This window comes from Pseudomonas sp. R25(2017) (genome assembly GCF_002112565.1).
GTDB lineage: Bacteria > Pseudomonadota > Gammaproteobacteria > Pseudomonadales > Pseudomonadaceae > Aquipseudomonas > Aquipseudomonas ekonensis.
Window position 1 is genome coordinate 34,784 of sequence record NZ_NEHZ01000010.1, and the last position, 12,852, is coordinate 47,635.

Genomic DNA, 12,852 nt, shown 5'->3' on the forward strand with positions numbered 1-12,852 from the left:
CCCTCGGGCGGTCAGCCGGCCTCGGGGTCTTCGGCGACGGCCGGCGGCGCGAGGGGCGTCGCCTGGTAGACCAGCAGTTGCCACTGCTCGCCGGTCTTTTGCCATGCCGTGAGCGTGCGGTTGTGCAGGTGCTTCCTGACGCCGCACGAGGTGACCGTGGCGTCCAGTTCGCCGAACGCGATGGCAAGTTCGCCGACCCGGGTCACCTTGTCGATCTGGTGGGTGAGGGCGTGATAGACGAATTGCTTGGCGCGGCATTTCCCCAGATAGCTCTTGAGGTCGTCGACGGCGCCGCTGGCGTGGATGTACGTCAGGTCGGGGTGGAACAGGTGGCTGAAAATGTCCAGATGGCCGCCGAGCATGGCGGCGCTGCGCTGGGCGTCGCAGGTGCGGATCACCAGGTCGATCTGATCGTTATGCGCCATCGCCTGATCTCCGTGCCGCCGTCACGATGATTTCAATGAGCAGTTTGCCGCCCAGGTCCACGCCGTAGCAGGCCCGCTGTGGCCAGTGCTGCGGATCCTCGCCGAGCCAGCGGGCCCAGAGTCCGTCGACGAGGGGCTTGTCGCGCATGTCCGCCAGCAGCACCTGGGCCGACAGCATCCGCGAAGGGTGCGATCCGAGTTGTTCGAGGTTGGCGCTCAGGGCCGCCAGTGCCTGTTCGGTCTGGCCGGCAATGTCCAGGGCGGTGTCCGGCGAGGTCGCCACGGTCCAGACGAGGTCGGCGTATGCGCTGGAACGGCTACGCCCTGCGTGGCCGCTTGGGACGCGTTCAATATTGTGCATGGGAGCTTCATCCAGGTTGAAGGGGGCGGAAGCCGGCGTCGGCCGGCCTCCGTGGTGCGCGGTCAGACCGGTTGGGTGGCCTCTTCGGCGGCGATGGCGGCCTGCACGCTCGGGCGCGCCTCGATCCGGTTCATGAACGACGCCAGTTCCGTCCAGTTCTTGATGTCGATGTTGAAGAACGGCAGCCACTTGAGCACGGTGAACAGGTAGGCGTCGGCCAGGCCGAAGGCGCCCAGCAGGTAGTCCTTGTTCACCAGTCCGCGGTTGAGGTAGTCCAGGCGCTTGAACAGCTTCTGGCGGAAGATTTCCTTGACCGGTTCCGGCAGGTCGCCGTTGAACAGCGGGGCGCTGCCGCCGTGGATTTCCGAGGTGATGAAGTTCAGCAGTTCCTGCAGGCGGGTGCGCGCCCAGGTGCCGTTGGCCGGCGCCAGCGTGTTGCCGGGCACCAGGTCCGCCAGGTACTGGACGATCGCCGGGCCTTCGGTCAGCACTTCGCCGTTGTCCAGCACCAGGGCCGCGACGTAGCCCTTGGGGTTGATGTCACGGAAATCGCGGCCGTCGGCGGTGTCCTTGGTCTTGTTGTTGACCCGGATCAGCTCGAACGGCAGGCCCAGTTCGCGCAGCACGATGTGAGGCGACAGGGAGCAAGTCATCGGGGCAAAGTACAGTTTCATGGTCTCTCCTCATAGGCGGGCAACGGTTGCCCGGGCGTGTGGCCGTTCCGGCTCCGGAACGGCTGTGAACCTTGTTCCAGACATAGTGGTGGCATGTCATCGTTCGGTAAAATTACGATCCTATGCACCCATCATTAGGTGCCCTTATGGTCGTTCAGGCGACTTTCGCTTCCGTACTGCGAACCGTCATCGGGATGTTGCTGGCCAGGGTCGACTTGCGGATCTCGTTGAGGAACGCCTGGGCCGAAGGGGTGCGTTCGCCGGACGGCGAGCAGACCAGGCCGAACTCGCGGTAGATCGGCTTGCTCAGTTCGAAGACCCGCATGCCGCGGCGGTCCACCGGCAGGGTCGAGGCCGGCACGATGGAGATGCCCATGCCTTCGCTGATCAGCGCGAACGCCGTGGTCCAGTCGCGCACGCTGATCTTGATGTCCTTGAGCTTCAGGCCCTCGCGCTCGACCAGCGACTGGCCGTTGAGGTGGCAGCCGCCGGTCGCGAGGATGAAGGGTTCGTCCACCAGGTCCTTGAGCGCCACGGTGCTGGCCGAGGACCGGCGGGCCAGGTCGTGGGTCGCCGGCACGGCCGCCACCCAGGAGTCGCGCCCCAGCAGCACCGCGCCGCGCGAAGGGCAGGGGTTCATCACCACGCCCAGGTCGACGCTGCTGTTGGCCAGCCACTGCTCGACCTCTTCGTCCGTGCCTTCCAGCGACACGATCTCGATGCCCGGGTGCAGCCGGCTGAAGCTCTGCAGCAACGGCGGCAGCAGGTTGGCGAACACGGAAGGGAAACTGGCCAGCTTGATCCGCCCCAGATGGCAACCGCGCGAAGCGTCCACCAGGTTCTGGATCGACTCGAACTCGGCCAGCATGCGCCGGGCGCGGTCGATGATTTGCTGACCGATGGCGGTGGCGCTGGTCTGTCGGCGGTCACGCACGAACACTTTGACCCCCAGGGCCTCTTCCATTTGGGTCAGGGCCTGGCTGGCCCCGGACTGGGTGATGCCGTACCGCTCGGCGGCGCGGGAAACGTTCTCGGCGTCGGCCACGGCGACCAGCAGGCGCCAATGCATCAGGTTCATCATTTCAGTAGCTCCTCTTATGTTCGGGTAATCGATTTCTAATTTTACGAAGGGTCTGCGCAGCCTCAGGATCGGTTCCCGAATACACAGTGAGGTGTCGCAAAGTGCACAAAACCCGGTCAATGGAAGTGACGGTCGGCCCCGCCTCGGCAGTCCCGGTGCTGGTGAGCGTGGCCTTGAGTTCGTTCATGGTTGCGTTGGATGTCACCGCGCTCAACGTGGCGCTGCCGAGCATCGGCCGTGACCTGGCGGCGGGCATGGACCGCCTGCAATGGATCGCCGGGGCCTACACCCTGGTGTTCGCCAGCCTGCTGCTGTCCGCCGGTGCGCTGAGCGACCGGCTGGGGGCCTGGCGCGTGTTCATGTCGGCGTTGCTGGTGTTCACCTTGTCGTCGGTGGCCTGCGGCCTGGCGCAAGGGGTGGCGGCGCTGATCGCCGCCCGGGCCGTGCAGGGCATCGGCGCGGCGTTGATGCTGCCCAGCTCCATGGCCTTGCTGGTCGAGGCCTACCCGGATACGGGACGGCGCGCCAAGGCAGTGGCGTTGTGGGGCGGGATCTCGGCCACCGCGCTGGTCGCCGGGCCCTTGTTGGGCGGCGCGCTGGTGGAGCTGTTCGACTGGCGTTCGATCTTCTTTCTGAACGTGCCGTTCTGCCTGATTGCCCTGGCGGGCTGCGCGATGCGCCCCAGCCGCCTGAGCGTGCAGCCGCGTTCGCTCGACTGGCCGGGGCAACTGCTGTCGGCGCTGGCGCTGGTGTCGCTGGTGTTCGCCCTGATCGAAGGGCCGGTGCTGGGCTGGGGCACCCGTTGGGTGGCCGGTGCGCTGCTGGCGGCGCTGGTGTCGGCCGTCGCCTTCATCCTGTCGCAGCAGCGCCGGCCGGAACCGATGTTGCCGCTCAACCTGTTCGCGTCCCGGACATTCTCCGCCGCCATCGGCGCCGGCTTCCTGCAGACCCTGGCCTACTACGGCAGCCTGTTCGCGCTGCCGTTCGCGTTGCAGGCCCAGGGCCGCACGCCGGTGGAGGTCGGTGTGGCGATGATCCCGATGACCGTCGCGACCGGCGTGATGGCCAGCCTGTCCGGGCGCCTGTCCAATGCCTTCGGCGCGCGCAGCGTCGGGGCGGCGGGGATGCTCTGCGGATCGCTCGGGGCGGCGTCTCTGGCGCTGTACGGAATGGACCGGATCGGCCTGGCGCTCGGCGGGCTGTTGATCGGCCTCGGCGGCGCGACCTTGCCGGTGATCGTCGGCGCGTGCCTGGCCAGTGTGCCCAGCGGCAAGGTCGGGGTCGGCTCCGGGGTGCTCAACGCCGCGCGCCAGTGCGGCGGAGTGACCGGCATCGCCCTGCTCGGGGCCACCCTGGACGGGCCGGGCCGGGCGGGTGCGGCGTTGTCGATCATCGCCCTGGCGTTTCTGGCGGCGGGGCTGTTGACGGTGTTGCGCTTGTACACCGTGGAAGTCGACACGGTGAGTGAATGCTGACCGGCGAGCCGAGGCGCGCCGGAGGGTATTGCAATGAAACAACGTCGCGCCGCCTGCCCCGAAGGTTTCAGGCAGGCGACGGCAACGTTGCGGTTAACGGGTCAGATTGTGAAAGAGCGTTCGGCACAGGCGACGCCGGGGATCAACCCCAGCGCCGCACCGTGCCGCTGTCCAGGCCAAGCAGATCGAGCATCCGGCCCACCGTGTGGTCCACCATCTCATCGATGGACTGCGGACGGGCATAGAAGGCCGGCACCGGCGGCATCAGCACGCCGCCCATTTCGCAGACCTGGGCCATGCTGCGCAGGTGGCCCAGGTGCAGCGGCGTTTCGCGCACCATCAGAATCAACGGGCGGCGTTCCTTGAGGGGCACGTCGGCGGCGCGGCTTAGCAGGCTGCCGGTGATGCCGCTGGCGATCTCCGACAGGCTCTTGACCGAGCAGGGCGTCACCACCATCCCCAGGGTCTTGAACGAGCCGCTGGAAATCGACGCGCCGATGTCCGCCGGGTCGTGCACGAAGCTGGCCAGGGCCTTGACGTCCGCCACTTTCAGGTCGGTCTCGTGGGCCAGGGTGACCTGGGCCGAACGGGTCATGATCAGGTGGGTCTCGATTTCGAGCTCGCGCAGCAGCGTCAGCGTGCGTACACCATAGACCACGCCGCTGGCGCCGCTGATGCCCACCACGATGCGCCGTTGCCCGTTACTCATGGGCGTCCACCGTCGTATCGAAGGCCGTGATCGCCGGAACCTCGCCCGGCAGGCCGAGCTCACTCCAGCGTTCGCGCACGCGCTCGTAGACCGACGGGCGCAGCAGCGTGCGGGTCGGGAAGTTGCGGATGTCGCGGTAGTCCTTGCAGGCGTTGATCAACGCCTTGGAGCCGAAGAAACGCTTGGACGGCGGGTTCTGCGCCGGATCCAGCGGCGAGCCGCGGGTGTTGCGCAGGATGTCGATGTCGTCGCTGGGCGTGGCCCGGGTGGCCATGGCCCACAGCACCTGGTTCATGTCGGTGGGGTCGACGTCTTCGTCCACGGCCACGATCCATTTGGTGATGTAGGCGCCGCCCGGCACCTGACCGGCCAGCGCCAGCGCCTGGGCGGCGTGCCCGGCGTATTTCTGCTCCAGGCTGATGACGATCATGCCGAAGGCCCCGGCGGCGGCCGGCGGGCAGTACACGCCCTTGATCCCCTGGATGCCCAGCTTGTCCAGGTCGTTCCAGATCTTGGCCGAGCGGATCGTGGAGAAGAACGCGCTTTGCTCGTTCGAGGGGAAGTCGGCCATCAGTGCGTTGGTCAGGATCGGCCGGGTGCGGTAATGCAGGGCGGTCACCTCGATCAGCGGGCAGTCGATGTCCTTGTAGCCGTAGTAGCCGGTGAACTCGCCGAAAGGGCCTTCCTCACGGGTGGAGCCGGGGCGGATGACGCCTTCGATGACGATCTCCGCCGCGGCGGGAATCAGCAGGTCCGAGTGTCTGGCCTTCACCACTTCGATGGGCTTGCCCTTGATGCCGCCGGCGAAGTCGTACTCGGACATGCCCGGCGGCAGCGACTGCGAACCGACCACCATCATCAGCGGGTCGATGCCCCAGGCGGCGGCGACGGGCAGCGCCTGGCCCTTGGCCCAGGCCTGGTGGATGTGGCGCAACGCGTCCTTGCCCGGCGCCAGCGACAGGCCGACTTCACGCGGGCCCTGGATCATCATCCGGTAGGTGCCGACGTTCAGGTAGCCCGACTCCAGGTCGCGGGTGAACACCGCGTCGGCGGTGCCGGCGTAGGCGCCGCCGTCCCTGGGCCAATGCTTGGGGATGGGCAGGCGGGTCAGGTCGATGTCGTTGCCGGTGAGGGTGTTCTGGTAGATCGGCGCCTGTTCCTCCGACACCTCCAGCGGGGCGATGCTGTGCCGCAGCTTGTCCTTGGTGCGCCGGATCAGTTCCATGGTCGGCGTGTGCGGCGGCTCTTCCAGGGTGATGGCAGTGCGCGCGACGCTGGGGCCGAAGATGTTCCACAGGTGACGCAGGCCCAGGGGCGAGTCGGGCTGGTCGAACAGCACGGCGGGGGAGGCGGGTTGGCGGGCGACCAGGTAGGTGATGGCGCTCATTTCTTCGAGGGGGTCGACGGCTTGCGAGACGGTCTGCAGTTCGTCGATCCGCTCGGCGCGGGCCAGCCAGTCTCGAAGGTCGGCAACCGGTTCAATCAATTCTTTCATCATCAATGTCCGCAGGAACGGAAAAAAAACGGCGGGCGGATCGCTCCGCCCGCCGCACCGGGATCAACGCTTGTCGATCGAGTACTTTCCAGGCCCCAGCAGGCAAAGGAAAAGGAAGCCGCCGGCGATGCTCACGTTCTTGAAGAAGTGCACGAAGAGCGTGTGGTGCGCCGTAGGGTCGGTGGCGTTCCAGAAGGCATGGCCGATGATCCCGGTGCCGATGGTGTAGACCACGAAGATCGCGGCGATCGGCCGGGTCCAGAAGCCGAACAGCAGCGCCAGGCCGCCGAAGAATTCGACGATGGTGGCCACGATGGCGGTGGTCTCCGGGATCGGCGCGTCCACCGACTTGAGGTAAGTCACGAAGCTGCCGTGGTCGGTGACGTAGGTGAAACCGAAATAGCCGTAGAGGATCAGGATCATGATCCGGGCGATCAGGATCATGGCGTCGCGTTGGTCATCGAACAGCTGATAGCGTAAGTACATTCCATTGCTCACAAGTCAGATTGGGTAAGGGATGGTTTCGGCGGGGGCGCGCACGCCCTGCGGCGTGCTCCGGTCGATCACCTGCGGGTTCACCGCGTTCGCGGCGTTCGGCGCATCGTCGAACACGTCCAGCACATTGCCGGCCGCCAGTTTCGCCATGCGGCTGACCGCCTCGCGGGAGACCCCGGCCAGGTGCGGCGAACAGATCACGTTGGCAAGGCCCGGCAGGCCGCTGAGGTGGGCCGGCGGTTCGGGCAGGAACACGTCCAGGGCCGCCCCGGCGATGCGCTTCTCGGCCAGCAGGCCGTACAGCGCCTGTTCGTCGACGATGCCGCCGCGGGCGGTGTTGATCAGGTACGCGTGCGGCTTCATCAGGGCCAGGCGCTGCGCCGACAGCAGACCGACCGTTTCGTCGGTCTTCGGGCAGTGCAGGCTGACGTAGTCGGCGCTGGCCAGTCCCGCCTCCAGCACCGGCACGGGCTCGGCCCCCACCGGCAGGGACTGCGGCGCCAGGTACGGGTCATAGACCTTGACCCGCATGCCCAGCGCCAGGCACAGCGCGGCGACCCGCGCACCGATCCGGCCGCAACCGATCAGCAACACCTCACGGCCTTCCAGCTCGGTGGGCAGGTAGTCGTAGCGCTGGTGCCAGTCGCCGCTGCGCACCAGGCCGGTGAGCGCCTCGGTGCGCTTGGCCAGCGCCAGCATGAACCCCAGCGTGTGTTCGGCCACGGCGCGGTGGTTGGCGTTGGCGCAGACCATCACCGGCACGCCGGCGGCGGTCATGGCCGGCACGTCCACCGCGTCGAACCCGACGCCGATCCGCGAGACCACCTGCAGCCCCCGCGCCCGCTCCAGTTCGGCGGCGCCGAACTTGGTCAGGCCCAGGATCACGCCATGCACGGCATCGAAGCTTTCGAGCAGGGCCTGGAAGCGGCCCTGCTCGATGATGTTGTGGAATTCCACCACTTCGATGTCGTCGCGCTCGCGCAGCATGCGCTTGCCTTCGTCCCCCAGGATGTGGGCGACCAGTACGCGCTTCTTGCTCATGCGACGTGCTCCTTTCCGGCGTCACGGGCGAAGAACTCGCCGTCGTTGACGCCGATGCGGTACATCACCCGCTCGGCCTCCCGCGGCAGCTCCGTGGCGCAGTGCCACACCGAGCGGTTGTCCCAGATCAGCAGGTCGTTGGGTTCCCACCGGTAATGGAAGATCCGTTCCGGCGTCAGGGCAAACGCGGTCAGCTCGTCGAGCAGCGCGCGGCTTTGCTCCTGCGCATAGCCGCTGATGCGCGTGGTGTAGCCGGGGTTGACGTACAGGCTTTCGCGGCCGGTGCGCGGGTGCACCGCGACCGTCGGGTGGGTGCTGGCCGGGAAGTGTTGCTCCAGGCGGCTGAAGATCTCCTGGATCGACTCGCCGACATCGTCTTCCTTGACCTTGTAGGTCCAGCGCACGTCATGCACGGCCTGACGGTTGCGCACCCGTTCGTACAGCTCACGCGGCAGGTCGTCGTAGACCGATTGCATGTCGACGAACAGGGTGTCGCCGCCGGTCTCGGGCAGTTGCCGGGCGTGCAGCATGGTCAACGGCAACGGCTCGGCCAGGTAGCTGGAGTCGCTGTGCCACATGTTGCCCAGCTTGCGCGCGCCGACGGCGCCCGCGCCGTTGCGGTTGTTGATCACCAGGATGTTCGGGTAGGCCGGGTCGTGGTAACTCTTGAGCTTGAACTGTTCGAGCTCACCGAAACACGCCGCGAACTGCTGGTAGCCCTCACGGGTCAGCGTCTGGTTCTTCACCGCGACCACTTTGCGTTCATAGACCAGTTCCTGAAGGGCGCGAATCTCGCCCAGGGAGGCCGTGTTGATATCGAAGTCCGTCACTGCCGTGACGAAACTGTCTGCCAGATCCGTTCGCTTCACGTTGGTTTCTCCTGCGGCGACGTCGGTCAAACGGCCAGGGCGGCCGGTTGCCGGCCGGCGGCTGCGGTGTCCGTGTTCGATTCGCTGCTCTTGAGCATCAGGCTCAGGTCGAGGATGTCGGACGGGTTGTGCGCCGAGGTGACCGACATGCGCAGCGCCGCCTGACCGCGCGGAACGGTCGGGAAGAACACCACGGAGGTGTAGTGGCCCTGTTGCAGCAGGTACTCGCCCTTGGCGATGGCTTCCTGTTCGTTGCCGATGCGCACGATCCGGATCGGCAGTTCGCTGCCGCTGGTTTCGGTCGGGATCAGGTGGTCGAACAGCTTCATGTTGTTGCGCAGCGCATGCTGCAGCTTGTGCAGTTCCGGCGTGGCGTGGATCTCGGCCGATGCCAGCGCGGCGCCCACCGCCGCCATGTTCGGCGCGCAGGAGAAGCCGTAGGTCGGCGCGTAGCGGCGGATCGAGTTTTCGATGTCACGTGTGCCCAGCATCAGCAGGCCGCCCGCCGCGCCGTAGCCTTTGCCCAGGGAGGCGGCGACGATGGTGTTGCCGTCCAGGCCGTCCAACTGCGAACGCACGAAACCTTCACCGTGGTGGCCGACCACCGAGATCCCGTGGGCGTCGTCCAGGTAGACGAACAGGCCGTACTTGTCCTGCAGGGCGCGCAGTTCGCGCACCGGCGCCGCGCCGCCCATCGAGTAGGCGCCGTCACCGACGTAGGCCACCTTGCGGCCGCTCTGGCACAGGCGCTCCAGGTGTTCGAGGTCGTTGTGTTCGATGACGATCACGTCGGTTTCCTCGCGCAGCACCGGAATGTGGTACTGCAGGGTCACGTGGGCGAAGCGGTCGAAGGCGATCAGCGGTTTCTCGCCGCCGGTGAACAGGCCGGCGGCCAGCAGGGGCAGGGCGCCCATGTTGGCGGCGGCCACGGTCGGGAAGACCACCACGCCGTTGACGTCGAACAGCTTGGCCAGGGTGTGCTCCAGGCGCGCCAGCGGCTCGGCGGAGAGACGGGTGCGGGCCACGGAGAAGTGCACCGAAGGCACTTCGTCCATCGACGCCTTGGCGGCGGCGAGCACTTTGGGGTGGGCGTCCAGGTTGAGGTAGCCGCAGCGGGTGTAGTCGATCACTTCCTTGCCGCTGGTGGCGATTTCGATGCGGCGATTGTCAAGCACGCGGCAGGAAACCCCCATCAGGCCTTTTTCGTACGCGGCGTCGAAATGTGGGCGGCTGATTTCGGCCATTCGGGAGGCATTGCGCGCTTTCAGTTGTGGAGCTTTTTCGTCCGGGCTGTTGTTGATTTCAACTGTCTTGTTCACGGCGATCTCATCCTATGAGTGGGCGTTTTCAGGCCGTTGTGGCCTGAAAGCGACGCTAGGATCCTCGACCGCCGAAACATTTTGCAAAGGACTTCTTGGGTGCTACCTTATGACAAAATCTCATGAGCATTAACAAAGCTAATGGTCGCCAGAATTCCCTCCCTTAATGGATTGAGAGCGTTCGAGTCTGCCGCTCGCCATATGAGTTTCACCAAGGCCGCCGAGGAACTGAACGTCACTCAGACGGCCATCAGCCATCAGATCCGCCGGCTGGAGGACGAACTGGGCATCCGCCTGTTCCTGCGCCTCAAGGACGGCCTGGCACTGACCACCGAAGGCCACGCCTATCTGCCAGGCATCCGCTCGGCCTTCCATGAACTGCGCTATTCCACCGAAATGCTGCGTGAGTCCTGCAACAACAGCGCGTTGACCATCAGCACGCTGGTCTCGCTGGCGTCCAAATGGTTGTTGCCGCGCCTGGCGTCCTTCCAGGATGCGTTCCCCAATATCGATGTGCGCGTCACCGCTTCCACCGAACTGGTGGACTTTCGCAAGGGCGGCATCGACGCGGCGATCCGCTACGGGTTCGGTGACTGGAAAGGCCTGCGGGCCGACTGGCTCATGTCGGACGAGATCTTTCCGGTGTGCAGCCCCAAGCTGCTGACCGGGCCCAAGGCCCTGAAAAGCCCCGTCGACCTGGCCAACCACACCTTGCTGCAAGTCAGCGGCATGACCAGCAACGACTGGAACATGTGGCTGAGCGCGGCAGGGCAGCCGAAGAAGCTGGCCGAGGGTACGCGGCTCACCTTCGACCTGGCCATGATGGCGGTGCAGGCCGCCATCGACGGGCTGGGCGTGTGCATCGGCCGCTCCACCTACGTGGACGACGACCTGAAGGCCGGCAAGCTGGTGGCGCCGTTCAACCTCAAGCTCAAGTCCGACCTGGGCTTCTACCTGGTGACGCCGCTGGAGATCGCCGACTCGAAAAAGGTCGTGGCGTTCCGCACCTGGCTGATCGACCTGGTGCAGAGCGGCGAACAGCCCGTCGTGGCGCCGCTCTGAGACGGACTTTGTATGCGCCTGTATCCAGGGCGCCGATCGATACATTGGCTTGACGAACAGCCATTGCCCGACACATCGGCAATACATGGCCGGTTCAAGGTAGGAGGGGTCAACCACTGCTTTGAAGAGGACACACCATGCGACGTCATCTGAATACGCTTTCTGCTGTTGCACTGGCCTGCGTGGCCGGTCTGGCGCAAGCCGCGCAACCGGCACCCGCCCCGCAGAACTGGCAGCAAGGTCTGAGCCGCACGGACCTGGTGCGCCAGGACTTGGGCACCGCCGACCGCGAAGTCATCCAGGCCCGGGTGGATTTCGCGCCGGGCATCACCTCGCCCCGGCACGCGCACCCCGGCGTCGAAGTGGCCTACGTGATCAGCGGCACGTTCGAGTACCGACTCGAAGGCCGGGATCCGGTCACGCTCAAGGCCGGCGATTCGCTGTTCATCCCTGCCGGGGTGGCGCACATCGCCAAGAACATCGGCACCGACAAGGGCTCGGAACTGGCGACCTATATCGTCAAGAAGGGCGAGCCGCTGCTGATCCTCAAAGAGTGAGCCCCGGCGCCTGAAACACGAAAAGGCCTGCCATGGCGGCAGGCCTTTTCATGGTCGCTCGGGTCAGACCAGATTGATCGTGACCGCGATGTTGCCCCGGGTCGCCTTGGAGTACGGGCAGGTCTGGTGGGCGGTGTCCACCACGGCGCGGGCCACCGCCGGATCCAGCCCCGGCAGGCTCACGTTCAGGCGAGCCTGCAGGAAGAAGGCGTTTTCCTCCTTGCAAAGGTCGATTTCGGTGTCGACCGCCACATCGGCCGGCAGACGAACCTTCAGCGCTGCCGCAGCCTTGCCCATTGCCCCGATGAAGCAGGCCGACCAGCCGGCCGCCAGCAACTGCTCGGGGTTGGTGCCGGCGCCGCCGGAACCCGGAGGCGAGAGCTTGATGTCGAGGTTGCCGTCGCTGCTGCGCGCGGCGCCGTCACGGCCGCCGGTGGTGCGGGTCTTGCCGGTGTACAGCACGGTGTCGTTGGAATGGGTCATGGGATGTTCGCCTCTGTGTGAGTCGAAGCCGGTCGGCTTCGATGGGGCACACTCTGGCAGCGGCATGTATTGGGGATGTGTCGCGCAGGGAGGGGTTGTGTATCGTTGTGTAGATCGCGTGAGGGCGGCCGGCCACAGCAGACGCGGCCGGCCCCCTACAGCCTCCGGATGCGAGGGTTCAGACTAGATCCGGTGGATCTGGGTGATGTGCGGCTTGCCGTTGATCGGCGCGTAGATCTCCACGATCGCTTGCCAGCTGCCTGGCGAGCCAGGCAGCGTGGCTTTCGACAGATAACGGTAGTTGGTGCCGTTGACGACTTGGGTCGAGACTTCTTCAGGTGCGTAGTTCACGCCGACGAAGCCGGCCAGGGCTTCTTTGAAGACTTCCTGGTCCTTCGGCGTCAGTTTGTGGTACGGAGTCCATCCACCAACGAGATGTGCTTGAGCTGTCATGAATTAAATCTCCATATTTAAGTTCCTACTCGTCTGGCTTTTCGGAGTTCGCCCCGTCTATTCAATGGTTTCCGGCATCCATGTCCTGAAGGTTTTCCGTGCGCCCCTGCATGTGGTGGAACGGGGCATCCGGGAAAACACGGATATGACCCTACGGTCAGTGTGGGGGAGTGTAGGTCAGGGGCGGGAAGGATCAAGGCAAAGGCACAGAAACAGTGAGAACGCGCCGACCTGTCGCCTCGCCCATGACAGGCACGGCTTGCGGATCGGCTTTAGGAAATTTCCTACAAATCGCCGAGATAAATCCTTCGCTGCCGGTTAAACGCACTTGCGAGAATTTTCACCTCAAGTCA

General features: G+C 65.6%; 15 protein-coding genes. 3 read left to right on the plus strand and 12 right to left on the minus strand.

What is annotated here, in order from left to right; translation table 11 throughout:
• Nucleotides 1-11: 11 nt before the first annotated feature.
• The 4 genes from CAG31_RS14630 to CAG31_RS14645 all read right to left on the minus strand — a co-directional run bounded on the left by CAG31_RS14630 (nucleotide 12) and on the right by CAG31_RS14645 (nucleotide 2,541).
• Entirely contained in the window at nucleotides 12-425 is a 414-nt protein-coding gene (locus CAG31_RS14630; RefSeq protein ID WP_085582279.1) for a nuclear transport factor 2 family protein, read from the minus strand.
• The gene (locus CAG31_RS14635) at nucleotides 415-786 is read right to left on the minus strand and encodes a Rid family hydrolase (protein ID WP_085582281.1); all 372 of its coding nucleotides are present in this window, start codon (nucleotides 784-786) and stop codon (nucleotides 415-417) included. Before CAG31_RS14635 ends, CAG31_RS14630 begins: the two co-directional genes overlap by 11 nt.
• A 62-nt stretch (nucleotides 787-848) precedes the next feature.
• Nucleotides 849-1,460, minus strand: a complete 612-nt coding sequence (gstA, locus tag CAG31_RS14640) for a glutathione transferase GstA (protein ID WP_085582283.1) — start codon at nucleotides 1,458-1,460, stop codon at nucleotides 849-851.
• A 154-nt stretch (nucleotides 1,461-1,614) separates the two neighbouring features.
• Complete coding sequence (locus tag CAG31_RS14645) at nucleotides 1,615-2,541, minus strand: LysR family transcriptional regulator (protein WP_170930036.1); 927 nt, start codon at nucleotides 2,539-2,541, stop codon at nucleotides 1,615-1,617.
• Between the two features lie 101 nt (nucleotides 2,542-2,642).
• Here CAG31_RS14645 and CAG31_RS14650 point away from each other — a divergent pair, with 101 nt between their 5' ends.
• The gene (locus tag CAG31_RS14650; protein ID WP_139831408.1) at nucleotides 2,643-4,016 is read left to right on the plus strand and encodes an MFS transporter; all 1,374 of its coding nucleotides are present in this window, start codon (nucleotides 2,643-2,645) and stop codon (nucleotides 4,014-4,016) included.
• Between the two features lie 142 nt (nucleotides 4,017-4,158).
• On the opposite strand, the gene CAG31_RS14655 is transcribed toward CAG31_RS14650, so the two are convergent.
• The 6 genes from CAG31_RS14655 to CAG31_RS14680 all read right to left on the minus strand — a co-directional run bounded on the left by CAG31_RS14655 (nucleotide 4,159) and on the right by CAG31_RS14680 (nucleotide 9,944).
• The gene (locus tag CAG31_RS14655; RefSeq protein WP_085582287.1) at nucleotides 4,159-4,725 is read right to left on the minus strand and encodes a UbiX family flavin prenyltransferase; all 567 of its coding nucleotides are present in this window, start codon (nucleotides 4,723-4,725) and stop codon (nucleotides 4,159-4,161) included.
• Nucleotides 4,718-6,220, minus strand: coding sequence for a UbiD family decarboxylase (locus tag CAG31_RS14660; RefSeq protein ID WP_218189836.1), 1,503 nt, complete (start codon nucleotides 6,218-6,220; stop codon nucleotides 4,718-4,720). The genes CAG31_RS14655 and CAG31_RS14660 overlap by 8 nt, the downstream gene beginning before the upstream one ends.
• A 63-nt stretch (nucleotides 6,221-6,283) precedes the next feature.
• On the minus strand, nucleotides 6,284-6,706 hold the full coding sequence (locus CAG31_RS14665; protein ID WP_085582291.1) for a DoxX family protein: 423 nt from the start codon (nucleotides 6,704-6,706) through the stop codon (nucleotides 6,284-6,286).
• Between the two features lie 15 nt (nucleotides 6,707-6,721).
• Nucleotides 6,722-7,756 carry a hydroxyacid dehydrogenase gene (locus CAG31_RS14670; RefSeq protein ID WP_085582293.1) on the minus strand — a complete coding sequence of 345 codons (1,035 nt, stop codon included), beginning with the start codon at nucleotides 7,754-7,756 and terminating at the stop codon, nucleotides 6,722-6,724.
• Nucleotides 7,753-8,625, minus strand: coding sequence for a TauD/TfdA family dioxygenase (locus CAG31_RS14675; protein ID WP_170930035.1), 873 nt, complete (start codon nucleotides 8,623-8,625; stop codon nucleotides 7,753-7,755). Before CAG31_RS14675 ends, CAG31_RS14670 begins: the two co-directional genes overlap by 4 nt.
• Before the next feature lie 26 nt (nucleotides 8,626-8,651).
• Complete coding sequence (locus CAG31_RS14680) at nucleotides 8,652-9,944, minus strand: aminotransferase class I/II-fold pyridoxal phosphate-dependent enzyme (protein ID WP_218189701.1); 1,293 nt, start codon at nucleotides 9,942-9,944, stop codon at nucleotides 8,652-8,654.
• Nucleotides 9,945-10,085: 141 nt separating this feature from the next.
• On the opposite strand from CAG31_RS14680, the gene CAG31_RS14685 reads away from it, so the two are divergent.
• Together CAG31_RS14685 and CAG31_RS14690 are read left to right on the plus strand one after the other, a co-directional pair.
• Nucleotides 10,086-11,006, plus strand: a complete 921-nt coding sequence (locus CAG31_RS14685; RefSeq protein ID WP_085582299.1) for a transcriptional regulator GcvA — start codon at nucleotides 10,086-10,088, stop codon at nucleotides 11,004-11,006.
• A gap of 137 nt (nucleotides 11,007-11,143) precedes the next feature.
• Nucleotides 11,144-11,563, plus strand: a complete 420-nt coding sequence (locus tag CAG31_RS14690; RefSeq protein ID WP_085582301.1) for a cupin domain-containing protein — start codon at nucleotides 11,144-11,146, stop codon at nucleotides 11,561-11,563.
• Between the two features lie 63 nt (nucleotides 11,564-11,626).
• Here CAG31_RS14690 and CAG31_RS14695 read toward each other — a convergent pair whose 3' ends face one another.
• The gene (locus tag CAG31_RS14695) at nucleotides 11,627-12,046 is read right to left on the minus strand and encodes an organic hydroperoxide resistance protein (protein WP_085582303.1); all 420 of its coding nucleotides are present in this window, start codon (nucleotides 12,044-12,046) and stop codon (nucleotides 11,627-11,629) included.
• A gap of 183 nt (nucleotides 12,047-12,229) precedes the next feature.
• Nucleotides 12,230-12,499: a hypothetical protein gene (locus tag CAG31_RS14700; RefSeq protein WP_085582306.1), complete on the minus strand. Its 270-nt coding sequence runs from the start codon at nucleotides 12,497-12,499 to the stop codon at nucleotides 12,230-12,232.
• Between the last annotated feature and the right edge of the window lie 353 nt (nucleotides 12,500-12,852).

Coding starts and splice junctions, on each gene's coding strand:
- CAG31_RS14635 (WP_085582281.1), bottom strand. CDS start 786: ATGCACAATATTGAACGCGTCCCAAGCGGCCACGCAGGGCGTAGCCGT.
- CAG31_RS14685 (WP_085582299.1), top strand. CDS start 10,086: ATGGTCGCCAGAATTCCCTCCCTTAATGGATTGAGAGCGTTCGAGTCT.
- CAG31_RS14695 (WP_085582303.1), bottom strand. CDS start 12,046: ATGACCCATTCCAACGACACCGTGCTGTACACCGGCAAGACCCGCACC.
- CAG31_RS14690 (WP_085582301.1), top strand. CDS start 11,144: ATGCGACGTCATCTGAATACGCTTTCTGCTGTTGCACTGGCCTGCGTG.
- CAG31_RS14700 (WP_085582306.1), bottom strand. CDS start 12,499: ATGACAGCTCAAGCACATCTCGTTGGTGGATGGACTCCGTACCACAAA.
- CAG31_RS14645 (WP_170930036.1), bottom strand. CDS start 2,541: ATGATGAACCTGATGCATTGGCGCCTGCTGGTCGCCGTGGCCGACGCC.
- CAG31_RS14630 (WP_085582279.1), bottom strand. CDS start 425: ATGGCGCATAACGATCAGATCGACCTGGTGATCCGCACCTGCGACGCC.
- CAG31_RS14665 (WP_085582291.1), bottom strand. CDS start 6,706: ATGTACTTACGCTATCAGCTGTTCGATGACCAACGCGACGCCATGATC.
- CAG31_RS14660 (WP_218189836.1), bottom strand. CDS start 6,220: ATGAAAGAATTGATTGAACCGGTTGCCGACCTTCGAGACTGGCTGGCC.
- CAG31_RS14670 (WP_085582293.1), bottom strand. CDS start 7,756: ATGAGCAAGAAGCGCGTACTGGTCGCCCACATCCTGGGGGACGAAGGC.
- gstA (WP_085582283.1), bottom strand. CDS start 1,460: ATGAAACTGTACTTTGCCCCGATGACTTGCTCCCTGTCGCCTCACATC.
- CAG31_RS14655 (WP_085582287.1), bottom strand. CDS start 4,725: ATGAGTAACGGGCAACGGCGCATCGTGGTGGGCATCAGCGGCGCCAGC.